Genomic DNA, 23,703 nt, shown 5'->3' on the forward strand with positions numbered 1-23,703 from the left:
AACCCACTTCATCATCCCAGCCGTGCGAATAGCACACAAAAATACACTTTTTCACACTGGCCCCCACTTTAGAGGACGCCTGGCAGGGGTCAAGGCGCAACGTGCGGTGGTTCACGCGAATTCATTCGATAGAACAAAGACTTAGCGCGCCCCGTTAAAGCGGGTTCCAATAAAGATTGTTCAACCAAATGAAGGGATTGCCTCACTTTTAAAAGTAATACGTGAGAATTCGGCACTTTTTTCACTGCACTGCGGAATTCGCGGGTCGGCAGAGGGTCATTTTTGCGGCACGATAGCGGCGCCAAGCCGAATCGGGCGAGTTGACTCCGAAGCCCGCAGCGCCGACGCGATTGGTGTCGCAGATAGCCAGCCATGCCGATACGATCAGCGTCGGGGGCACCCGGCCATGTCGACGCGATCGGATCGCCGGCAGTCGCCCCGTGTCAACGCGATCGGCATTGAAGAGGCGACGCCTGCGGCCGCTCCACGCCTAGCAACCGAGGCAGCGTATGCGATAGTGCTAGATATAGTACGCAGTACGGGTCATCACGCGCGCGGCCATGCGCATCAGTGCGCTCACCGGGGCAGCAAGCTCCACGCCGCCGGCGTCCGACGCGGCGCGCGCATGCGCCATCTCATCCGTGCGCATCTGCATGACAATCGCGCGTGACGCGTGATCGAGCGCCGGCAGCCGGTCCAGATGGCCATCCAGGTGCTGCTCGACCTGGCGCTCCGTTTCAGCCATGAAGCCAAGGCTGACGCGATCGCCAAACCGGCCGGCGACAAAGCCGATGGCAAGCGAGCCAGCGTACCACAGCGGATTGAGCAAGCTCGGCCGCGAGTCCAGTTCGCGTAATCGATGGGCGGTCCACGCCAGGTGGTCCTCCTCCTCGCGCGCGGCCCGCTCGAACGCTTGCTTCAGCCGCTCGGAGCGAGTTGCCAGCTTCTGCGCCTGATACAGTGCCTGCGCACACACTTCGCCCACATGGTTCACTCGCATCAGCGCCGCCGCATGACTTTGCTCGGCCACCGTCATTTCACTGTCGTCAGCCACCACATCGGGCTGCGGCACCGGCCGGCTCATTCTGGCCACCCCTGTGATTGAGCGCAAGCCACGGTCAAACTCCCCAATCAATTCGTCGAGCAACATTTCAATACTCCTTCATCCATACGTCACCACCACTGGATGCAATACCCGGCACCCCTTGCGCACACCGGCACCCGGCAACCATCGCGCCAGGGATTGCGTCGGCACGCCTTAATCGATTCCGCCATCGCATCAACGCTCACAAGTCATTGACAGGGAGGCAATTTTTTATAGACATGGCCGATCAGCGATGACTACTGGCCGGCTGTTGCGTAAAAGTGACAAAGGATGCGTAAAACCCGGACAAAACTGGGCTTTCCCTTGGTCGATACAGACCCTTTTGCTACATTAGGGCCCAACTTCTCGCGAAGTTGCAAAGCAAGGAAATTATCACATTGACTTTGCCTATAAGTCAGCCAATCTCTGGAGATCATTTCGATGAAAAAGTCGCTTCTCGCTCTCGCGGCATTGGGCGCTTTCTCAGGTGTTGCCGATGCGCAAAGCAGCGTGACTCTGTACGGTATCATTGACGAAGGCGTGAATTACACGAGCAACAGCGGCGGTCACACGCTGTGGAACCCGTCCAGCGGCGTGATGCAAGGCAGCCGTTGGGGCCTGCGTGGCACCGAAGACCTGGGCGGTGGCTTGACGGCGATCTTCACGTTGGAAAACGGCTTTGACGTCAACACCGGCAAGTCTGGCCAAGGTGGCCTCGAGTTCGGTCGTCAAGCATTCGTCGGCCTGTCGTCGAGCGGCTTCGGTATGGTCACGCTGGGTCGTCAATACGACTCCGTGGTTGACTACGTCGGCCCGCTGGAAGCCGGTGACCAATGGGGTGGCTACATCGCCGCTCACCCGGGCGACCTGGACAACTTCAACAACGCCTATCGCATCAACAACTCGATCAAGTACACGAGCCCCAACTTCGCCGGTTTGACCTTCGGCGGCTTGTACAGCCTGGGCGGCGTGGCTGGCGACTTCTCGCGCAACCAAGCGTTCTCGCTGGGCGCGGGCTACACGAACGGCCCATTGGTGTTGGGCGTCGGCTACTTGAACGTGCGTAACCCGAACGTCAGCTTCTTCGGTAACAGCACGTCGGGCACGATCAACGCTGGCGTGTCAAACGTGACCTCGTCAGTCTACGGCGGCTACGGCTCGGCCCACACGTACCAAGTGATCGGTGCGGGCGGCGCGTACACGTTCGGCCCGGCTACGGTCGGCATCACGTACTCGAACACGAAGTTCTACAACCTGGGCAGCACGTACGCATCGGCTTTCGCCGGCAGCACTGCAACGTTCAACAACGCCGAAATCAACTTCAAGTATCAATTGACACCGGCGTTGGTACTCGGCGCAGCGTATGATTTTACGAAGGGCAGCTCGATTAACGGCCAGTCCGGCGCGAAGTACCACCAAGGCGCGCTGGGCGCGGACTATTTCCTGTCCAAGCGTACCGACGTGTACCTGATCGGCGTCTACCAGCACGCGTCGGGCAACACGGTGTCGACTTCGTCGAGCGGCGTAGATTCGGTGGTTGCAGCCACCGCCAACATCATGGGCCTGTCGCCGTCGACAACGAACAACCAAGCCACGGTTCGCGTCGGCATCCGCCACAAGTTCTAATAACACGCTTTGAATCGGTTGTAACCTTTAAAGGCGCCTTCGGGCGTCTTTTTTAATGCGCTGCCACGCTGATATCACAGCAGGTTTCGACGTCGCAGCTAGCTCAGCGTCGGGGCAAGCTCAACGTCTCGGCGAACTCACCGTACCAGCAAGCTCAATGCCGAGGCACGTCGCGCAGCTCGCGCCGCAGAATCTTGCCAACGTTCGTTTTCGGTAGTTCAGCCCTGAACTCGACTGCCTTTGGACGCTTATAGCCAGCTAGGCGTTCTCGACAGAACGCGAGAACAGCTTGCTCGGTGAGCGCCGGGTCTTTCTTCACGATGAACAGCTTCACCGCCTCGCCGGAATGCGGGTCCGCCACGCCCACCGCGGCAACCTCATAGACGCCCGGCATCTGCGCGACCACGTCCTCGACCTCGTTCGGATAGACATTGAAGCCCGACACCAGAATCATGTCCTTCTTGCGGTCGACGATTTTCACGTAACCACGTTCATCGATCACGCCAACGTCGCCGGACTTGAAGAAACCATCCGCTGTCATCACGTTAGCCGTCTCATCCGGGCGGTTCCAGTAGCCGGCCATGACCTGCGGGCCGCGAATGCAGATCTCACCGGGCTGCCCCAGCGGCAACTCGTTGCCCTCGTCGTCACGGATTGACACTTCGGTGGATGGCAACGGCAAGCCGATCGTGCCCGTGTATTCGGTCGAGGTCGCCGGGTTGCACGTCACGCAAGGTGACGTCTCGGACAAACCATAGCCTTCGATGATCGGCGCGCCGGTCATTTCGTACCACCGCTTCGCCACCGCCTCCTGCACAGCCATTCCCCCCGCGTTAGCCACCACTAGTTTCGAAAAATCCAGTTTGCCGAAGTCGGGATGATTGAGCAGCGTGTTGTACAGCGTATTGACTGCGGGGAACGTACTGACCGCGTACCCCTTCAGCTGCTTGATCGTATCGGCAATATCGCGCGGGTTGGGAATCAATACCCCGAGCCCGCCGGTACGAATCGTCAGCAGTGCGCAGACGGTCAACGCATAAACGTGATACAGCGGAAGCGCGATCACCGTAGTAAATTGCGTGAGTTCCGCATGCGCGCTGCGCGTCGGATTGAGCCAGACTTCCGATTGCAGTACGTTCGCAACGATGTTCCGATGCAGCAGCGTCGCCCCCTTCGCCATACCCGTCGTGCCTCCGGTATATTGCAGGAAAGCGACATCATCCGGTCCTTGCTGCACGGGACGAAACGTGCCTCGCTTGCCCTGCGCGAGCGCATCGTTGAAGCGCACCGAGCCCGGTAGCGACCAGGCCGGCACTATTTTTTTCACATGTCGCACGACCCAATTGACCAGGCAGCCCTTCACGCCCATCAAGTCGCCCATCGAGGCCACGATAATATGCTTGACATCGGTATTGGGCACGACCGCCTGTAGCGTCGTCGCAAAATTCTCGAGGAGGATGATTGCCTGTGCGCCACTGTCGCGCAGCTGGTGTTCAAGCTCGCGCGACGTATAGAGCGGATTGACGTTGACCATGACATAGCCGGCCCGCAACACGGCCGCGATTGCAACGGGATACTGCAGCACGTTCGGCATCATCACTGCGACGCGAGCGCCCTTGGCCAGACCCTTGCATTGCAAATAGGCGGCCAATGCCCGCGACAGCCGATCCAATTCCCCGTAGGTCAACACCTGCTTCATGCAGGCAAACGCGGGCCGCTCAGCAAATTTGCCGAAACTCTCCTCGAGCAGCAGCGTCACCGATGCATAGATCGACGGATCGATATCCGCTGGCACGCCGGCGGGATAGGATTTAAGCCAGATGCGTTCCATGCGGCACCTCCTCCGATTAATTTCGAATGATCGTGCTAAAAATGGCATGCTAGCCGCAACGGCGTTCCTGGACAATCGCTTTAGACGGTCTCCTCAGTCGGCGTTGGCCCCGAAGATACGCACCGTTATGCCATTTGCGATGCCTCGTGCCGCCACATCGACCGAGTAAATCTCCGGATGCGACCGGTCAACACGGCGTGATCGTCAAGCGGCTTTCGACGGCATAGCGCGCCCGGCCCGGCACGGTATGACCACAGCTCGTCACCCAGTAACGGTTTAGCCATAGTCTTATCGCCAGCAAAATAACGATGCGGTCCACTGAACACGATGCAGGTTGACCGTCCTAGCGGCTCATTTTGTCAGAGATTTTTAGTCGATGAACCGTGCGTGGCAATGTGCGTTACATAGTCATGCTTAAACGTGCGAATGTCTCTGCTGAAGCATTCGCACTTGGCTGATGCCGTTCCGAATGACGAAGTGCCTGCACACAAACACCGAATATCGCCTTACATCTGATTCTGCAACGTCAGTGCATTGCAAAATCGTGAACGGCTAAGAAGGACCCGTCACCATTGAAATCCTCCTGACGCAACGGCTCCAAAATAACCGCGTCCGTTCGCGTTTGCGGCGAGTTTGAAAACCCAGCGATTATTCGGCGTGACGTGCGATATGCCAAGCGCAGCGCCATACTGGCCGCGGTACGTTGCAGCCGCAAACGTCGCCAGACTCTTCCCGGGCAACGTCGGCTGTGGCAATCCTGCCACCGCCATTGCCGCTGCAATGCCTGCTGACGCGTCGCGATCGACACGCGCGACGGCTTCGTCCAACTGAGCTTTGTTGACTGCATCGGTCGGTGCCGTGCCGCGTGCAACATGCGTGATCTTGCGCTCGTGGCCAGGCGTGCCAACCGATACGTGGGCTTCGTCCACGCTAATACCAAGTTGCTCGTTCATAACCGCCGGCAACTCTGCCGCGATCGCCTCGCGCAGCCACCCATGACGCATGTCTTGTTCGGGGGCGGCGTCACGTGGCGTAGCGGCCGCCATACTTGGACCGGGCCGTGTCAAAGGCGTCATTTCTGTCGGCTCAGAGTTTTGTTCTTGATCGGCCTGCCCTCTACTCGGAACATTTGAGGAACTGCTAGCAACCGGTGCGGGGATGTTCGCACCTGCTTGAGCCTGCTTTTCATCACCCGTCTTCGACATTAAATTGGCTTGACCGACCGAAAGCGGATCTATACTGGCATTCCCGTCCAAGTTGTCGGCGTTCCTGTGGACAGCATACGCAGCCCAAGCGTTCGTACCATCCGGCTCCTTCGGATTCGTGAGTACGGCCCGTGTCGGCGACGTTTGTTCAGTCGGGCGCGAGCGTCCATCGCCGTCCAGGATAGCCGTTGTTAGTGTCATCACAGCCGATTCCATGCCGCTTGGCTTTTGCTCCACGGCAGAAGACGGGTCAGAGTTGGGGGACCGACTCGCGCCTGCACTCTCGGTCGGTGACAACGGCAGCGTGCGCTCACGCTCGTCTGCCATAATGTTATTGATAGTGCTCGTGGTTGACGCGCTCCCTCGGCGCGATGCCGGGTGGGCCGCCGACATGGTGGCGCTCGCATCGTAGCCAGTGGGCCATTCCTGTTGAGCCAACGCTTCACTCACCTGCGGAGCCGGCGCTTCGCTCACCTGCGCAACCTTCATCTCCTTAGACGGAGCTGGGCCGCTTTGCCAGATACCGTGCTCCAAGCCTGCCGCCTCCAAGCCGCCTGATCTGAGTCGGTCTTCACTGCTGGATCGCAACCGCTTAGCCACCTGAGGCCGCGACAACACTGCCGATTTGGATCTTCCCCTGTTGCCCAGCGAAGCGTCTAGCACCTTGTCAGCCGCTGTCTGTTGCAAGGCAGAGGACGAGTTGGCCTCCAGGGTCTGGGCCAAAAGCTGATTGCTGCTCTCGCCAGCGGACTGTGTTGACCTACCGTCGACACTGATGCCGGCATCGCTCGTAGTTGACGCGCTACCTCGGCGCGATGCCGAGTGGGCCGCCGACATGGTGGCGCTCGCATCGTAGCCGGTGGGCCATTCCTGTTGAGCCAACGCTTCACTCACCTGCGGAGCCGGCGCTTCACTCACCTGCGCAACCTTCATCTCCTTGGACGGAGCTGGGCCGCTTTGCCAGATACCGTGCTCCAAGCCTGCCGCATCCAAGCCACCTGATCTGAGTCGGTCTTCACTGCTGGATCGCAACCGCTTAGCCACCTGAGGCTGCGACAGCACTGCCGATTTGGATCTTCCCCTGTTGCCCGGCAAAGCGTCTAGCATCTTGTCAGCCGCTGTCTGCTGCAAGGTAGGAGACGTGGCCTCCAGGATCTGGGTCAAAAGCTGATTGCTGCTCTCGCCAGCGGACTGTATTGATCTACCGTCAAGACTGGTGCCGGCATCGCTCGCAGTTGACGCGCTACCTCGGCGCGATGCCGGGTGGGCCGCTGACATGGTGGCGCTCGCATCATGGTCGATTGGCCGCTCCCGTTGCCCCGGCGTTTCACTCACCTGCGGAGCCGGCGTTTCACCCACCTGCGCAACCTTCATCTCCTTAGACGGAGCTGGGCCGCTTTGCCAGATACCATGCTCCAAGCCTGCCGCATCCAAGCCGCCTGATCTGAGTCGGTCTTCACTGCTGGATCGCAACCGCTTAGCCACCTGAGGCCGCGACAGCACTGCCGATTTGGATCTTCCCCTGTTGCCCGGCAAAGCGTCTAGCACCTTGTCAGCCGTTGTCTGTTGCAAGGCAGAGGACGAGTTGGCCTCCAGGGTCTGGGTCAAAAGCTGATCGCTGCTCTCGCCAGCAGACTGTGTTGACCTACCGTCGACACTGATGCCGGCATCGCTCATAGTTGATACGCTACCTCGGCGCGATGCCGGGTGGGCCGCTGACATGGTGGCGCTCGCATGATGACCGGTTTGCCGCTCCTGTCGGACCGGCGGTTTACTCGGCTCACCTGCCTGCGCAACCTTCGTCTCCGTTGACGGGGCTGAGTCGCTTTGCCATTCGTCGTCGTACTTATCCACATCATACGGTTTCACACCATCAGATTCAGTCAACGTCCTTTGTTCTTTGCTTCTTGAATTCGACGGGATGACCATAGCCGTGTCAGCCCTTGTCCCATTCTCGGGGATGGACTCACTGGCTCCCAGGATCGACGTGTGCGTATTGCCGCCTGCGTCACACAATACAACAGCCTCACTACCCACCACGTTGCTATCTATGCCAGAGTCAGCAGTCGGCGTGGCAGCGGTCACACTTGTAACGGTCTGTCCTGGTCGGATAGACGGCAAGATGGAAAACGTTGTTCTAAAAGGAACAGCGACAGTACTTTCGTATGTTAATGCCGCACCGGTCGGCGGCACATCGGAAACCGCAGACTGAGACCAGGCCGGTTCGGGCGCCCTAATCTGTTGCAAGCCATCCAAATTCCCGTCACCGCCATCAGGCGAGGGCGAAAGAACGAACAGCGGCGTATCAACTTGCAAACGGCGTTGTTCCAGCCCTGGCGACAATACTGGTAGCGACCGAGACCTCTGGCGCGTCCGGTTAGCTCCCTTGCTAGGTACCAGCGCAATGCCGCTATCGGTATTGGCCTTTCCCGTAACGTCACCGAACTGGGGTTGTTTAAGCGAAGGGCGCAATCTTCCCGTGTCAATTTGATCAGCGGCGCCCTTCTGCGAGTCGCCGGACTTCCCCCCGCCTTTTTGGGAAGCTATGACAAATAGTGATTCATCGGCCTGTCGAATTCTTTTCGAAAAACGGTCTGCCTCGCTTGGTAAAGACTCACTTGGCAAAAATATTGGGACCGAATGGGACCGCTCGCGCATCCGTTTTTTTCTTTGTACACCAACCTCCATTGGTGTTCCAGGCGTCACGTCCCGTTGCTGTTTCCACTTCCCTTTCGAAACCAGCGTATTTTGCGTATCGGACACGGGCGTGGACAGCTTCACATCCAAGCGCGATTGCTGCACCTTGGGCTGGCTCGAACCCTGATCGTGTGATGCGGTTTCGTCTATTAGCATATCGTGCGTATTGGTCGGCGGCACATCGGAAAACGCAGACTGAGGCCAGGCCGGTTCGGGCGCCCTAATCTGTTGCAAGCTATCCCAATCCCCATCACCGCCATCGGGCGAGGGCGAAAGAATGAACAGCGGCGTATCAACTTGCAAATGGCGTTGTTCCAGCTCTGGCGATAATGCTGATAGCGACCGAGATCTCTGGCGTATCCGGTTAGCTCCTTGCACGTTAGGTAACGGCGCAATACCGCCGTCGGTATAGTCCTTTCCCGTGAGCGGTGGGTGCAATCTCCCCGTGTCGATTTGATTAGCCGTGTCCTTCCGCGAGTCGCCGGACTCCCCCCTGCCTTTTCGGGGAGCTAAGACGAATAGCGATTCATCGGCCTGTCGGATTCTTTTCGAAAAATGGTTTGCCTCGTTTGGCAAAGACTCACTTGGCAAAAATATTGGGACCGACTGGGATCGCTCGCGCATCCGTTTTTCTCTTCGTACGCCAACCTCCGTTGGTTTTCCATCCGTCACGCCCGGACGCTGTTTCCGCTTCGGAGCCAGCTTATCTTGCATATCGGACGGCTTTACATCCCAGCGCTTTTTCCGCTCCTTAGGCTGGCTCGGACCCTTATCAAGCGGCGCGACTTTGTCTATCAGCGTATCTTGCTTATCGGACGGCTTCACATCCCAGCGCGTTTTCCGCTCCTTAGGCTGGCCCGAACCCTTATCATGCAGCGCGCCTTTGTTTATCGGCGTATTTTGCTTATCGGACGGCTTCACATCCCAACGCGATGTTTCCCGCACCTTAGACGGCATCGCCCCCTTACCATGCGGCGCGACTTTGTCTACCAACATATCTTGCTTATCGGACGGCTTTACATCCCAGCGCGTTTTCCGCTCCTTAGGCTGGCTCGAACCCTTATCATGCGGCGCGACTTCGTCTATCGACATATCATCTTGCATATCGGGCGGCTTCACATCCCAGCGCGTTTTCCGCTCCTTAGGCTGGCTCGAACCCTTATCATGCGGCGCGCCTTCGTCTATCGACATATCATCTTGCATATCGGGCGGCTTCACATCCCAGCGTGTTTTCCGCTCCTTAGGCTGGCTCGAGCCTTTATCAAGCGGCGCAACTTTATCTATCAGCCTAGCTTGCTTATCGGACGGCTTCACATCCCAACGCGATGTTTCCCGCACCTTAGACGGCATCGCCCCCTCACCATGCGGCGCGACTTTGTCTACCAACATATCTTGCTTATCGGACGGCTTTACATCCCAGCGCGTTTTCCGCTCCTTAGGCTGGCTCGAACCCTTATCATGCGGCACGCCTTCGTCTATCGACATATCATCTTGCATATCGGGCGGCTTCACATCCCAGCGCGTTTTCCGCTCCTTGGGCTGGCTCGAGCCTTTATCAAGCGGCGCGCCTTCGTCTATCGACATATCATCTTGCATATCGGGCGGCTTCACATCCCAGCGCTTTTTCCGCTCCTTAGGCTGGCTCGAACCCTTATCAAGCGGCACGCCTTCGTCTATCGACATATCATCTTGCATATCGGGCGGCTTCACATCCCAGCGCTTTTTCCGCGCCTTGGGCTGGCTCGAACCCTTATCAAGCGGCACGCCTTCGTCTATCGACATATCATCTTGCATATCGGGCGGCTTCACATCCCAGCGCTTTTTCCGCTCCTTAGGCTGGCTCGAACCCTTATCATGCGGCACGCCTTCGTCTATCGACATATCATCTTGCATATCGGGTGGCTTCACATCCCAGCGCGTTTTCCGCTCCTTGGGCTGGCTCGAGCCTTTATCAAGCGGCGCAACTTTATCTATCAGCCTAGCTTGCTTATCGGACGGCTTCACATCCCAGCGCGTTTTCCGCGCCTTGAGTGGGCTCGAGCCCTCATTGTGCGATGCGACTTCGCCCATCGGCGTATCCTGCGTATCGGACTGGACTGTGGCTGACCTCGCGTCGTCGGAAATCAGCAATGCGGTAACGACTCCGAGCACACACAACGTCCTTGATAAAACGAACCTGAGGTAATTGGAGCGATGAGCGAACGGAGCGCCATAAACTGTTACTGGCGTTGCATCAGAAATCCGCATTTAAAGTCTCTTGTTATTAGCCAAGTGCTAGTCGGATAGGGTGAACATGAACAGTACGCGTAGACCCGTTCCTATGCAATCAGTCGCGAAGCTTGATGCGGAATTCAAAAGGAGTACGTCGGCTCGCCAATATGCTGTTTAAGAGGTTTAGTATCATGACGGCATCAAAGAACGCCTCCAATACCGTAACTCTTAATTATTCAAATTTGTCCGAAGGTGGCCCGTACTGTCCGGGTTGAGCAGCAGTCAGTTTGACGGTGGAAACGCAGCGCCATGCGCTCGCGTCTCATGGCCACAGCGCTCCCTGTCGCGCAATACCATTGCAGCTTTCCAATAGAACGATGCAGCGATAACGCCGTTTGGGCCTTGCTGCGACCTTGCACGGCCGGTATGGCCAGTGCGCCGAGCGCACTACCTCGGTCGCAAGCCGCTCGACAATCGTGCCGTGCTGACCGACATTTCGTTCATACTACACACTAGCATTCACTGGGAAAGGCTTACGCAGGAAATGGGGGTACGGGTCGAGCATGAGCTGTTGGCGCCAGTATTCGGACAATCATGCGAATAGTCGGCGAGGCGGATGATGGGATCAACTCCCACGCTGGCGTTCATGGCCGCACGTTTAACGATTGGGAAGTTGGGCCATTTTTTATACGCCACGCGGCGTCGCGCGCGAACAACATGATGCCATCGGCAGATCACGTAATGTGCCGCGCAGTATTCAGCTACGCACCGAGACGACAGAACCGTGGTCTTCATCTTCCAGCCAGCCGAGGGAGGGGGAGCCGGGCGCGCGTGCGATGATTGAGTTGACAGGGCTCCAGGGGGCGTACAAAGCCCAACGCCCGCTTCGAGTGGAAGCGGGCGTTGGGGGGGAAGGGGGAGCCTGACGATTACCTACTTTCACACGGGCAATCCGCACTATCATCGGCGTGGAGTCGTTTCACGGTCCTGTTCGGGATGGGCAGGGGTGGGGCCGACTCGCTATGGTCATCAGGCAAAGGGGGGGGCTGTCGCGCAGGGCGCGCGCCAGCCAATCTGGAATGGGAAGCAGTCGGTAGGTTGCGTGGTGGCACAACGGTAAAACGGACCAGTTATAGGATCAAGCCTTACGGGCCATTAGTATCGGTTAGCTAAGCGCATTACTGCGCGTACACACCCGACCTATCAACGTCCTGGTCTTGAACGACCCTTCAAGGGGATCGCGTCCCCGGGGAAGTCTCATCTTGAGGCGAGTTTCCCGCTTAGATGCTTTCAGCGGTTATCTCTTCCGAACATAGCTACCCGGCGATGCCACTGGCGTGACAACCGGTACACCAGAGGTTCGTCCACTCCGGTCCTCTCGTACTAGGAGCAGGCCCCCTCAAACTTCCAACGCCCACGGCAGATAGGGACCAAACTGTCTCACGACGTTTTAAACCCAGCTCACGTACCTCTTTAAATGGCGAACAGCCATACCCTTGGGACCGGCTACAGCCCCAGGATGAGATGAGCCGACATCGAGGTGCCAAACACCGCCGTCGATATGAACTCTTGGGCGGTATCAGCCTGTTATCCCCAGAGTACCTTTTATCCGTTGAGCGATGGCCCTTCCATACAGAACCACCGGATCACTATGACCTGCTTTCGCACCTGCTCGACTTGTCGGTCTCGCAGTTAAGCACGCTTATGCCATTGCACTATCAGCACGATTTCCGACCGTACCTAGCGTACCTTCGTACTCCTCCGTTACGCTTTGGGAGGAGACCGCCCCAGTCAAACTGCCTACCATGCACGGTCCCCGTGCCCGATTCAGGGCACTAGGTTAGAGCCTCAAACAAACCAGGGTGGTATTTCAAGGACGGCTCCACGCAAACTAGCGTTCACGCTTCCAAGCCTCCCACCTATCCTACACAGATCGGTTCAAAGTCCAATGCAAAGCTACAGTAAAGGTTCATGGGGTCTTTCCGTCTAGCCGCGGGTAGATTGCATCATCACAAACACTTCAACTTCGCTGAGTCTCGGGAGGAGACAGTGTGGCCATCGTTACGCCATTCGTGCAGGTCGGAACTTACCCGACAAGGAATTTCGCTACCTTAGGACCGTTATAGTTACGGCCGCCGTTTACCGGGACTTCAGTCAAGGGCTTGCACCCCATCATTTAATCTTCCGGCACCGGGCAGGCGTCACACCCTATACGTCCACTTTCGTGTTTGCAGAGTGCTGTGTTTTTATTAAACAGTCGCAGCCACCAGTTCATTGCAACCCCTTCACCCTCCTGGCGCAGGCCAGTCAAGCTAGCAGGGCGTACCTTATCCCGAAGTTACGGTACCAATTTGCCGAGTTCCTTCTCCCGAGTTCTCTCAAGCGCCTTAGAATACTCATCTCGCCCACCTGTGTCGGTTTGCGGTACGGTCTCGTTAGACTGAAGCTTAGAGGCTTTTCTTGGGACCCCTTCCGATTGCTTCGCGGCTCAAGGCCGCTCGCCCCACACCCTTGAATTACGCGCCCGGATTTGCCAAAGCGCCTTCTCCAATGCAGGGACCGGGATTTCCGACACCCGGACAACCTTCCGCGATCCGTCCCCCCATCGCATCTAACGACGGTGCAGGAATATTAACCTGCTTCCCATCAGCTACGCATTTCTGCCTCGCCTTAGGGGCCGACTCACCCTACGCCGATGAACGTTGCGTAGGAAACCTTGGGCTTACGGCGAGGGGGCCTTTCACCCCCTTTATCGCTACTCATGTCAGCATTCGCACTTCCGATACCTCCAGCACACTTCTCAATGCACCTTCGCAGGCTTACGGAACGCTCTCCTACCATGCGCACTTAGCGTGCGCATCCGCAGCTTCGGTAACTGGCTTAGCCCCGTTACATCTTCCGCGCAGGACGACTCGATCAGTGAGCTATTACGCTTTCTTTAAAGGGTGGCTGCTTCTAAGCCAACCTCCTGACTGTTTTAGCCTTCCCACTTCGTTTCCCACTTAGCCAATTTTAGGGACCTTAGCTGGCGGTCTGGGTTGTTTCCCTCTTGACGTCGGACGTTAGCACCCGGCGTCTGTCTCCCGTGATTGCACGCTTCGGTATTCGGAGTTTGCTATGGCGAGGTAATCCGCAATGGACCCCTCAACCATGACAGTGCTCTACCCCCGAAGGTGAGACACGAGGCACTACCTAAATAGTTTTCGGAGAGAACCAGCTATTTCCAAGTTTGTTTAGCCTTTCACCCCTATCCACAGCTCATCCCCTAACTTTTCAACGTTAGTGGGTTCGGTCCTCCAGTACGTGTTACCGCACCTTCAACCTGGCCATGGATAGATCACTTGGTTTCGGGTCTACGCCCAGCAACTGTGCGCCCTATTCGGACTCGCTTTCGCTACGCCTGCCCTATCCGGTTAAGCTCGCTACTGAACGTAAGTCGCTGACCCATTATACAAAAGGTACGCCGTCACCCCTTACGAGGCTCCGACTGTTTGTATGCATGCGGTTTCAGGATCTATTTCACTCCCCTCCCGGGGTTCTTTTCGCCTTTCCCTCACGGTACTGGTTCACTATCGGTCGATCACGAGTATTTAGCCTTGGAGGATGGTCCCCCCATCTTCAGACAGGATTTCACGTGTCCCGCCCTACTTCTCGTACCCCTAGTTCCACACCTTGGTTTTCGCCTACAGGGCTATCACCTGCTACGGCCGCCCTTTCCAGAGCCTTCGGCTAACCAGGATGCTAAATGGTACAGGCTCATCCCATTTCGCTCGCCACTACTTTGGGAATCTCGGTTGATTTCTCTTCCTGCGGCTACTTAGATGTTTCAGTTCGCCGCGTTCGCTTCGCGTGACCTATGGATTCAGTCACCGATGACCCATACGGGCCGGGTTGCCCCATTCGGACATCTGCGGATCAAAGCTCGTTTGCCAGCTCCCCGCAGCTTTTCGCAGGCTACCGCGTCCTTCTTCGCCTGTGATCGCCAAGGCATCCACCGCATGCACTTGTTCGCTTGACCCTATAACAAGTCCGTCTTGCAACGCACCTATCATAGGCTGAGTTTTCGCGTTGTGCCGTATCTTCCAAGCGTCTTCTCAGATCACTCAAAATAATACTATCAATCACTACCCGTCTATCTTCCACGCCCATCTCAAGACGCGTCCAATAGACATTACTGCTTCTTTTTCCAGATTGTTAAAGAACGTCACAGCCATACTGCACTGCTTGACCCACAGGTCAATCGCCAGCGCTCGAGCCTCGAGCGCTCGCGATTGAGCGGTGGTGGAGGCAGACGGGATCGAACCGACGACCCCCTGCTTGCAAAGCAGGTGCTCTCCCAGCTGAGCTATGCCCCCTTATTGGGTTTGGGCCGCACGGCGCGCCGCGCTCAGCGCACACTCCACTTGCGTGGTGGGTCTGGTTGGATTCGAACCAACGACCCCCGCCTTATCAAGACGGTGCTCTAACCGACTGAGCTACAGACCCGTTGTCTGTCCCTGTGACTTTCACAGCCGATAAGCGTGAGTACTTGATTTGGAGGCACTTGAGCTCCAGAAAGGAGGTGATCCAGCCGCACCTTCCGATACGGCTACCTTGTTACGACTTCACCCCAGTCATGAATCCTACCGTGGTGACCGTCCTCCTTGCGGTTAGACTAGCCACTTCTGGTAAAACCCACTCCCATGGTGTGACGGGCGGTGTGTACAAGACCCGGGAACGTATTCACCGCGACATGCTGATCCGCGATTACTAGCGATTCCAGCTTCATGCAGTCGAGTTGCAGACTGCAATCCGGACTACGATCGGTTTTCTGGGATTAGCTCCCCCTCGCGGGTTGGCAACCCTCTGTTCCGACCATTGTATGACGTGTGAAGCCCTACCCATAAGGGCCATGAGGACTTGACGTCATCCCCACCTTCCTCCGGTTTGTCACCGGCAGTCTCCCTAGAGTGCTCTTGCGTAGCAACTAAGGACAAGGGTTGCGCTCGTTGCGGGACTTAACCCAACATCTCACGACACGAGCTGACGACAGCCATGCAGCACCTGTGCGCCGGTTCTCTTTCGAGCACCCCCACCTCTCAGCAGGGTTCCGACCATGTCAAGGGTAGGTAAGGTTTTTCGCGTTGCATCGAATTAATCCACATCATCCACCGCTTGTGCGGGTCCCCGTCAATTCCTTTGAGTTTTAATCTTGCGACCGTACTCCCCAGGCGGTCAACTTCACGCGTTAGCTACGTTACTAAGGAAATGAATCCCCAACAACTAGTTGACATCGTTTAGGGCGTGGACTACCAGGGTATCTAATCCTGTTTGCTCCCCACGCTTTCGTGCATGAGCGTCAGTATTGGCCCAGGAGGCTGCCTTCGCCATCGGTATTCCTCCACATCTCTACGCATTTCACTGCTACACGTGGAATTCTACCTCCCTCTGCCATACTCTAGCCTGCCAGTCACCAATGCAGTTCCCAGGTTAAGCCCGGGGATTTCACATCGGTCTTAGCAAACCGCCTGCGCACGCTTTACGCCCAGTCATTCCGATTAACGCTCGCACCCTACGTATTACCGCGGCTGCTGGCACGTAGTTAGCCGGTGCTTATTCTTCCGGTACCGTCATCCAGCCCAGTTATTCGCCAGGCTGTTTTCTTTCCGGACAAAAGTGCTTTACAACCCGAAGGCCTTCTTCACACACGCGGCATTGCTGGATCAGGGTTGCCCCCATTGTCCAAAATTCCCCACTGCTGCCTCCCGTAGGAGTCTGGGCCGTGTCTCAGTCCCAGTGTGGCTGGCCGTCCTCTCAGACCAGCTACAGATCGTCGCCTTGGTAGGCCTTTACCCTACCAACTAGCTAATCTGCCATCGGCCGCCCCTTGAGCGCGAGGCCCGAAGGTCCCCCGCTTTCCTCCTCAGAGCGTATGCGGTATTAATCCGGCTTTCGCCGGGCTATCCCCCACTCTAGGACACGTTCCGATGTCTTACTCACCCGTTCGCCACTCGCCGCCAGGCCGAAGCCCGCGCTGCCGTCCGACTTGCATGTGTAAGGCATGCCGCCAGCGTTCAATCTGAGCCAGGATCAAACTCTTCAGTTCAAACCTGTTACTTGTTTGGGCCCTCGCAGACCCTGTCGCTCAACTCAAAACGTTGACAAGTTTCGATCTCTCAAAACCTACCTTCATTTCGTATGAGACTTGATGTATTCCTTCGCTTGGCCGCAGCCGGACTGTTACCCCCGACTACCGCCCGCCTCGCCATCAAGTACCCACACTTATCGGCTGTTACTTGTTAAAGAGCATCGCGCTACCTGCGCCTCGGCCCATCCGACCTCAGCCCCGCATCGCGTCGCTGCATCAGCAGCAGAGAAACGAGATTATGAAGATTCCTCGTCGTGGCGTCAAGAAGTTTTTAAAACTTTTTTCACCCCGGGGATTCGAGAAAAATCCACTCACCCGCCCCACTTTCGCGCAACGGCGTTCGCCGTGCGAAAAATAAGATTTTAGCGAGCCGCCACCTCCAACGCAAGCCTATTTTCAACGATGCTTGAAGATGGGCTTGCGCTTCTCGACAAACGCAGCCATCCCTTCCTTCTGATCCTCGGTGGCAAACAGCGAGTGGAACAGCCGGCGCTCGAAATGCACGCCCTCGGCCAGCAAGGTCTCGTACGACTGATTGATCGATTCCTTGATCATCATCACCGAAGGTAGCGAATATTCAGCAATCGCAGCCGCCGTGCTGAGCGCCTCGTTTAACAGTTTGTTCGCCTCGACTACGCGGGATACCAGCCCCGCGCGCTCCGCTTCGTGTGCATCCATAAACCGCCCGGTCAAGCACAGGTCCATCGCTTTGGCCTTGGAGACCGCGCGCGGCAGGCGCTGCGTGCCACCCGCGCCCGGCATGACCCCAAGCTTGACCTCCGGCAGGCCGAACCGCGCGGTGTCCGCCGCGATGATAATGTCGCACATCATCGCCAGTTCGCACCCGCCGCCCAGCGCGAAGCCCGCCACTGCGGCAATCACCGGTTTGCGCACCGCTCGCACCGCCTCCCAGTTGCGCGTAATGTAGTTTCCTTTATAGACATCCATATAGGTGTACTTCGCCATCATTGCGATGTCCGCACCGGCGGCGAATGCTTTTTCGCTGCCTGTCATCACGATCGTGCCGATCTGCTCATCGTCGTCGAACGCCTTGAGCGCCACGCCCAACTCGTCCATCAGCGCGTCGTTCAGTGCATTGAGCGCCTTCGGGCGATGCAGCGTGATCAGCCCAACCCGTCCGTTTGTGTCGACCAAAATGTTTTCGTATGTCATGAATTTTCCACTGGCAAGGGGAACCGCGAAAAAACGCCGCGCAACCCGAAAAGGATGCTAACATTTTCCAACCAACCGGTCGGTTTATTTATCCCTCTCCGCCTCATTTTTCCGACTACCCGCCATGACACATCCATTGTTTGCGAAACATGAATCGACGTTGACACAGGCACTTCAGGCACAGGAAACGCGCGGCTACTGGAGTCCGTTTCCCGAGATGCCCAGCCCCAAGGTGTACGGGGAAACGGCGAGCGCGGACGGTGAACAATCGTTCAAAGCGCTTTTGAACCAAACGTTCGATTTGGATCAACCCAGTCATGGCCTGGTAGGCCAGGAGCACTCGCCATTCGGCTTCGCTTTGGGCGTGCGCTATCCGAAGGCCGATCCGGACCGACTGTTCGCTGCCGTGGCGCGCGCCCAGCAACCATGGCAGCGCGCGGGCCGCGACGCGTGGATTGGCGTGAGCCTGGAGATCCTGCAGCGGCTGAACCGGGCAAGCTTCGAGATCGCCTACAGCGTGATGCATACGACCGGGCAGGCATTCATGATGGCGTTCCAGGCCGGCGGGCCGCATGCACAGGACCGCGCGCTCGAGGCCATCGCATATGCATGGGACCAATTGCGGCGCATCCCGGCCCAAGCTTACTGGGAAAAGCCCCAAGGCAAGAATCCGCCACTGGCAATGGAAAAGCACTTTACGATCGTGCCGCGCGGCATCGGCCTGGTGCTTGGCTGTTGTACCTTTCCGACATGGAACAGTTATCCGGGACTGTTTGCCGATCTTGCGACCGGCAACGCGGTGGTCGTCAAACCACATCCTGGCGCGATCCTGCCGCTGGCGATCACCGTGCGTATCGCGCGCGACGTGCTGCGCGAGGCCGGCTTCGATCCAAACGTCGTTACGCTGTTGGCAACGGATCCGGATGACGGCACGCTCGTGCAGCAGCTCGCCACGCGCCCCGATGTCCGACTGATCGATTTCACGGGCAGCACGCACAACGGCAATTGGCTCGAGCGCAACGCAACCCAGGCCCATGTGTATACCGAGAAGGCGGGCGTAAACCAGATTGTCATCGACTCGGTTGACGACATCCAGGCGGCCGCACGCAATATCGCATTCTCGCTAGCACTGTACTCAGGCCAGATGTGTACCGCGCCACAAAACATTTATGTGCCGCGCGGCGGCATCCGCACCGCCGACGGCACGCTTAGCTTCGACGGAGTCGGCCAAGCAATCGCCGAGGCCGTCCAGAAACTGACATCGGACTCAGTCAAGGCGGTCGAATTGATCGGCGCCATCCAAAACGACGCCGTAGTGCAGCGCATCGAACGGGCGCGCGGGCTCGGTACCGTACTATTGGACAGCCAACCGCTCGTGCATCCCGTGTTCGAGCATGCACGAGTGCACACGCCGCTGCTGATCAAGCTGGATGCGGCCACCGACCAAAACCGGTTCACGCAGGAATGGTTCGGCCCGATCGCGTTCGTCATCGCGACGGATTCCACCGCGCAATCGCTGGCGCTAGCCGGCTCGATTGCCGCGCAGCACGGCGCGCTGACGCTATCTGTGTACAGCAGTGATGAAGCAGTGCAGCAAGCCGCGCACGAAGCGGCGATCGAAGGCGGCGTCGCGCTGTCACTGAACTTGACTGGCGGCGTGTTTGTGAACCAATCCGCGGCGTTCTCAGACTTCCATGGTACCGGTGCTAACCCAGCGGCCAATGCGACGCTGACCGACGCCGCGTTCGTGGCGAACCGCTTCCGCGTCGTGCAAAGCCGCGCGCACGTGGCACCGCGCGGCTAACCGGCGCCACCTCGGCATTGCTTCACACTGACGAAAACGACGATACTCGACAAGCGCAGGCGACTGGCACCATGACCGACGTTTTTATTTGTGATGCAATCCGTACGCCGTTTGGCCGCTATGGCGGCGCGCTAAAAAACGTTCGCACAGACGACCTTGGCGCGATCCCGATCAAGGCGCTGCTCGAGCGTTATCCGTCAATGGATTGGGCGGCGGTGGACGACGTGATCTACGGTTGCGCGAATCAAGCCGGTGAAGACAACCGCAACGTCGCCCGGATGGCCGCGCTGCTCGCCGGCCTGCCCGTTGACGTGCCGGGCGCCACGGTGAACCGGCTATGCGGCTCAGGCATGGATGCGATCGGCACCGCGGCGCGGGCGATCCGCGCAGGTGACGCGTCGCTGATGCTGGCCGGCGGTGTTGAGAGCATGACACGTGCGCCGTTCGTGATGGGCAAGGCCAGCACCGCGTTCTCGCGCCAGGCCGAAGTCTTCGATACGACGATTGGTTGGCGTTTCGTGAACCGGCTGATGAAACAGCAGTACGGCATCGATTCGATGCCGGAGACCGCCGAAAACGTCGCGGCCGACTATAACGTGAGTCGTGTCGACCAGGATGCATTCGCGTTACGCAGCCAGCAAAAGGCCGCCCGCGCGCAGCGTGACGGCGTGCTGGCGGCCGAGATCGTGCCAGTCACCGTGCCCACCCGCAACGGCGATGCGATCGTGGTGCAGCACGACGAGCATCCGCGCGAAACGTCGATGGACGCACTGGCCAAGCTCGGCGGTGTGGTACGCCCAGACGGTACCGTCACAGCCGGCAATGCGTCCGGCATCAACGATGGCGCATGTGCGCTGCTGATCGCCAGCGAAGCAGCCGCACGCGCGCACGGGCTAACGCCGAAGGCGCGCGTGCTCAGCATGGCAGCGGCGGGAGTCGAGCCACGCGTGATGGGCATCGGACCAGCGCCCGCGACGCGCAAGCTGCTGCAGCAATTGGACATGACGCTCGAGCAGTTCGACGTCATCGAGTTAAACGAAGCATTCGCTGCACAAAGTCTGGCCGTGCTGCGGCTGCTGGGCATCGACGACGACGACCCGCGCGTGAACTCGAACGGCGGAGCGATCGCGCTCGGCCACCCGCTCGGCGCCTCCGGCGCGCGGCTGGTCACGGCCGCAATGTACCAGTTGCACCGCAACGGCGGCCGCTATGCATTGTGCACGATGTGCATTGGAGTCGGACAGGGCATTGCATTGGCCATCGAGCGCGTCTGAAGTCGGCCTCGCGCATTCCATTTTGCCTAGGCAGGAGGGAGCTCCCATGACTTACACGTCAATTCTGCTCGACATCGACGCAGCCGCTCACGTTGCAACCATTACGCTGAACCGACCGGACAAGCTCAACAGTTTCACCCGCGCGATGCACGCCGAGTTGCGCGCGGCACTGGATGAAGTGCAGCGCGCGGGTGCCCGGGCGCTGATATTGACAGGCGCAGGAAAGGCATTTTGCGCGGGCCAGGACCTCGCGGACCTCGACTTCACGCCCGGCCATGAAACCGACCTGGGCGAGCTAATTGATCAAAACTTTAATGCACTCGTGCGACGGCTGCAGCAGCTGCCGCTACCGGTGACCGCAGCGGTCAACGGCACGGCAGCAGGCGCCGGCGCAAACCTAGCGTTGGCATGCGACATCACACTTGCCGCGCGTTCAAGCCGCTTCATCCAGGCTTTCGTGAAGATCGGGCTGGTACCGGACACTGGCGGCACGTGGACGCTGCCACGACGAATCGGTATCGCTCGCGCGCTGGGACTGTCGCTCACTGGCGAGAAGCTCAGCGCAGAGAAGGCCGAAGCGTGGGGTCTGATCTGGCGCGTCATCGACGATGCGGCCCTTCTGCCCCAAGCGCACAAGCTCGCCGCGGAACTCGCGCAGCAGCCCACCGCCGCAATCGTCGCGACCCGGCAGGCCATCCGCAGCGGTGCAACGCTGGATTTGGATGGACAACTGGATCTTGAGCGCGACCTGCAGCGCAAGCTTGGCGCGTCGCACGACTATGCGGAAGGCGTGCGCGCATTTATCGAGAAACGTCAACCCCGCTTTGAAGGACATTGATATGGACCGTTCTTCCCGCACCGACGCCGAACCCGGCATGGTGCAAGCCGAGCGGCTCGCGCGCCACTGTGCCGCGGAAATGTACGAGAACGATGCGTGCACCCGCTGGCTCGGCATTCAGATAGTGGAAGTTCGGCCCGGCTATGCGCGCGCGACGATGCAAGTACGCGCCGAATTTCTAAACGGCCACGATATCTGCCACGGTGGGTTGATCTTCACGCTTGCCGATTCGGCATTCGCATTTGCGTGCAACACTTATAACGTGAATACGGTGGCAGCCGGATGCACGATCGAATACCTGAGACCGGTGCACCGCGGCGACGCGCTGACCGCGGAAGCCGTAGAACAGGTGCGATCTGGGCGCACCGGCCTCTACGACATCCGTGTGACAAATCACGCCGGCGAACCGGTCGCGATGTTTCGCGGCAAGTCGGCACACATTAAAGGAAACGTCATTCGATCGAACGATTGACACCCGCTACAAGCTACGGGACAAACACAACAATAAGGAGAATCTCGATGAGCACCACGCTGCCGCTGGAGCCGATTGAAAAGGCCAGCCGCGACGAACTACAAGCCCTGCAGCTTGACCGGCTGAAAAAAACTCTGGAGCACGCGTATGCGCATTCACCGGTCTACCGGCGCAAATTCGATGAGGCGGCCGTGCATCCTGACGACTTGAAGACGCTGGCGGGCCTGTCTCGCTTTCCGTTCACGACGAAGCAGGACTTTCGCGATAACTATCCGTTCGGCATGTTCGCCGTACCGATGGACCAGGTCTCGCGCATCCATGCTTCGTCCGGTACCACCGGCAAACCGACCGTGGTCGGCTACACGGCCAACGACATCGACATGTGGGCCAACCTCATGGCGCGCTCTATCCGCGCGGCAGGGGCGCGGCGCGGCGACAAGGTCCATATCAGCTACGGCTACGGGCTCTTTACCGGTGGGCTGGGCGCGCACTACGGCGCGGAGCGCGCGGGCCTAACCGTGATCCCGTTCGGCGGCGGGCAGACCGAGAAGCAGGTCCAGCTGATCCATGACTTTCGACCTGACATCATCATGGTCACGCCAAGCTACATGCTATCGATCGCCGATGAACTCGAGCGACGCGATTTGAATCCGGCCGAATCGTCGTTGCGCATCGGCATCTTCGGCGCGGAGCCGTGGACCAACGACATGCGCGCGGCGATCGAGAAACGCATGGGCATCGACGCGGTGGACATCTATGGGCTGTCAGAGATCATCGGTCCTGGCGTCGCCTCCGAATACGCGGAAACTAAGGACGGCCCGACGATCTGGGAAGACCACTTCTATCCGGAAATCATCGACCCGGACACTGGCGAGGTACTGCCTGAAGGCGTATTGGGCGAGCTAGTGTTCACCTCGCTGACCAAAGAGGCTTTGCCGATCATCCGCTATCGCACCCGTGATCTGAGCCGGCTGCTGCCCGGCACTGCGCGCGCGATGCGGCGCATGGAAAAGATCACCGGCCGCTGCGATGACATGATGATCATCCGAGGCGTGAATGTGTTTCCGTCGCAAATCGAGGAGCTGTTGCTCAAGCACCCCACCGTGCTTGCCCCTCATTACCAGATCGTGCTGACCAAGGAAGGCCCGCTCGACGTGATGACGATCCATGTCGAGCCCTGTCCGGAATCGGCGCTGGACACACGCGCAGTCGAAGCGGCACGCACGAGCCTGGCATACGATGTCAAGGCGCTGGTCGGCGTCACGGCGCAAACCGTCGTCTTGCCAGTGAACAGCATCGAGCGCTCAGTGGGCAAGGCGCGCCGCGTCGTGGACAAACGCCGTGTGTAAGCCTGAAGCCTG

10 protein-coding genes, 2 tRNA genes and 3 rRNA genes are annotated in these 23,703 nt (G+C 58.5%); 6 read left to right on the forward strand and 9 right to left on the reverse strand.

Annotated features, from left to right (window positions below; translation table 11 throughout):
• Positions 1–520 precede the first annotated feature (520 nt).
• Positions 521–1,150 carry a 2-polyprenyl-3-methyl-6-methoxy-1,4-benzoquinone monooxygenase gene (coq7, locus tag IHE30_RS07880; RefSeq protein WP_337689818.1) on the reverse strand — a complete coding sequence of 210 codons (630 nt, stop codon included), beginning with the start codon at positions 1,148–1,150 and terminating at the stop codon, positions 521–523.
• A 375-nt stretch (positions 1,151–1,525) separates the two neighbouring features.
• Here coq7 and IHE30_RS07885 point away from each other — a divergent pair, with 375 nt between their 5' ends.
• On the forward strand, positions 1,526–2,710 hold the full coding sequence (locus tag IHE30_RS07885; protein WP_337689819.1) for a porin: 1,185 nt from the start codon (positions 1,526–1,528) through the stop codon (positions 2,708–2,710).
• A 154-nt stretch (positions 2,711–2,864) separates the two neighbouring features.
• Here the strand turns inward: IHE30_RS07885 and IHE30_RS07890 are convergent, their stop codons facing one another.
• The 8 genes from IHE30_RS07890 to IHE30_RS07925 all read right to left on the reverse strand — a co-directional run bounded on the left by IHE30_RS07890 (position 2,865) and on the right by IHE30_RS07925 (position 17,954).
• A complete protein-coding gene (locus IHE30_RS07890) occupies positions 2,865–4,541 on the reverse strand; it encodes a long-chain fatty acid--CoA ligase (RefSeq protein ID WP_337689820.1) in 1,677 nt (558 codons plus the stop codon).
• A gap of 566 nt (positions 4,542–5,107) precedes the next feature.
• On the reverse strand, positions 5,108–10,594 hold the full coding sequence (locus tag IHE30_RS07895) for a YadA-like family protein (protein ID WP_337689821.1): 5,487 nt from the start codon (positions 10,592–10,594) through the stop codon (positions 5,108–5,110).
• 980 nt (positions 10,595–11,574) lie between these two features.
• Positions 11,575–11,688 (reverse strand): 5S ribosomal RNA (gene rrf / locus IHE30_RS07900).
• Between the two features lie 100 nt (positions 11,689–11,788).
• Positions 11,789–14,672: ribosomal RNA gene (locus IHE30_RS07905) — 23S ribosomal RNA — on the reverse strand.
• A gap of 261 nt (positions 14,673–14,933) precedes the next feature.
• Positions 14,934–15,009: transfer RNA gene (locus tag IHE30_RS07910), tRNA-Ala, on the reverse strand.
• Between the two features lie 53 nt (positions 15,010–15,062).
• A tRNA-Ile gene (locus tag IHE30_RS07915) sits at positions 15,063–15,139 on the reverse strand.
• Between the two features lie 69 nt (positions 15,140–15,208).
• Positions 15,209–16,739 (reverse strand): 16S ribosomal RNA (locus IHE30_RS07920).
• Together the 16S, 23S and 5S rRNA genes with 2 tRNA genes alongside form the textbook arrangement of a ribosomal RNA operon.
• Positions 16,740–17,177: 438 nt before the next feature.
• A complete protein-coding gene (locus tag IHE30_RS07925; RefSeq protein WP_337689822.1) occupies positions 17,178–17,954 on the reverse strand; it encodes an enoyl-CoA hydratase in 777 nt (258 codons plus the stop codon).
• Between the two features lie 124 nt (positions 17,955–18,078).
• Between IHE30_RS07925 and paaN the strand changes: the two genes are divergently transcribed.
• The 5 genes from paaN (at position 18,079) to paaK (ending at position 23,691) form a co-directional block, all read left to right on the forward strand.
• Positions 18,079–19,758, forward strand: coding sequence for a phenylacetic acid degradation protein PaaN (gene paaN / locus IHE30_RS07930; protein WP_337689823.1), 1,680 nt, complete (start codon positions 18,079–18,081; stop codon positions 19,756–19,758).
• A 71-nt stretch (positions 19,759–19,829) separates the two neighbouring features.
• Complete coding sequence (gene pcaF, locus IHE30_RS07935; protein WP_337689824.1) at positions 19,830–21,032, forward strand: 3-oxoadipyl-CoA thiolase; 1,203 nt, start codon at positions 19,830–19,832, stop codon at positions 21,030–21,032.
• A gap of 46 nt (positions 21,033–21,078) precedes the next feature.
• Positions 21,079–21,870 carry a 2-(1,2-epoxy-1,2-dihydrophenyl)acetyl-CoA isomerase PaaG gene (gene paaG, locus IHE30_RS07940; protein ID WP_337689825.1) on the forward strand — a complete coding sequence of 264 codons (792 nt, stop codon included), beginning with the start codon at positions 21,079–21,081 and terminating at the stop codon, positions 21,868–21,870.
• 1 nt (position 21,871) lies between these two features.
• Positions 21,872–22,342 carry a hydroxyphenylacetyl-CoA thioesterase PaaI gene (paaI, locus tag IHE30_RS07945; protein ID WP_337689826.1) on the forward strand — a complete coding sequence of 157 codons (471 nt, stop codon included), beginning with the start codon at positions 21,872–21,874 and terminating at the stop codon, positions 22,340–22,342.
• Positions 22,343–22,389: 47 nt separating this feature from the next.
• Positions 22,390–23,691 carry a phenylacetate--CoA ligase PaaK gene (gene paaK, locus IHE30_RS07950; protein ID WP_337689827.1) on the forward strand — a complete coding sequence of 434 codons (1,302 nt, stop codon included), beginning with the start codon at positions 22,390–22,392 and terminating at the stop codon, positions 23,689–23,691.
• Positions 23,692–23,703 lie beyond the last annotated feature (12 nt).

This window comes from Mycetohabitans sp. B46 (assembly GCF_037389205.1).
Classification (GTDB): Bacteria; Pseudomonadota; Gammaproteobacteria; order Burkholderiales; family Burkholderiaceae; genus Mycetohabitans.